1 pseudogene is annotated in these 1,009 nt (G+C 61.0%); it reads left to right on the top strand.

The window, feature by feature from the left end:
* Positions 1–581: pseudogene (gene mmsB / locus ENZ75_RS32865) on the top strand (3-hydroxyisobutyrate dehydrogenase); the annotation flags it as partial.
* Positions 582–1,009 lie beyond the last annotated feature (428 nt).

Raw genomic sequence — 1,009 nt, 5'->3', positions numbered from 1 at the left:
GCCCACGCCGTCGCCAGGAAGCACGCGCTGTCGTCGATCGATGCACCGGTCTCGGGCGGCACCGGCGGGGCTGCGGCCGGCACGCTGACCTTCATGGCGGGAGGCTCCGATGATGCCTTCGCTGCCGCCGAGCCGATCCTGAAGCCGATGGCCGGCCGCATCGTCCATTGCGGCGGCGACGGCGCCGGCCAGGCAGCAAAGATCTGCAACAACATGATCCTCGGCATTTCGATGATCGGTGTCGCCGAAGCCTTCGTTCTGGCCGAAAAGCTCGGCCTGTCGCATCAGGCGCTGTTCGACGTCGCCTCGACCTCGTCGGGCCAATGCTGGTCCTTGACCACCTACTGCCCGGTGCCCGGCCCGGTGCCGACTTCGCCCGCAAACAGGGACTACAACCCAGGATTTGCAGCCGCCTTGATGCTGAAAGACCTGAAATTGTCCCAGGAAGCCGCGCAAGGTGCGGGTGCTGTAACGCCGCTCGGTGCCGAAGCGGCTCAGCTTATGCCTTGTTCAACGCCCAGGGACATGGCGGCGTCGATTTCTCCGGCATAATTAATTTTCTCAGGGGTAACCCGGCGTAACCCACGGATTTGGCGGATTTTTCCGGTTTCCTTCGGTGGAAAAAATGAAAATTTAGATTTGCTTAAGCTCTCGATAACTCCGCGGTAACGATGTCCCTATAAAACGGACTGTGAGGCGGACATCTCATCCGTCCGGCGCTCCGGATCAGGTCTCGCGTACCGGAGCCCGTAAGTTTCGACAAGTGCCATAAGTTTCGCAAAGTGTTTGCGTAGCGAAGCGCCATGCGTATCTGGCAAAACCGCGTTCCCGATGGAGCGCGGTTTTTGCGTTTTACCCTGCAGCACGGTTGAGACATCGATGAACCGGAAACTGTACTCCGGGATACCTCACATGCGCCCGCGGGCGCCTTCCGGATCATAGGGCGAGTCGGCGATCACCTTTGCCGCGCGGCGCTCGCCGAGGATCGAAACCTGGAGCTCGGTACCGG

Source organism: Mesorhizobium sp. M7A.F.Ca.CA.002.04.1.1 (genome assembly GCF_004022805.1).
In the GTDB taxonomy this organism is placed as follows: domain Bacteria; phylum Pseudomonadota; class Alphaproteobacteria; order Rhizobiales; family Rhizobiaceae; genus Mesorhizobium; species Mesorhizobium ciceri.
This window is presented reverse-complemented; position numbering and strand designations above follow the sequence as displayed.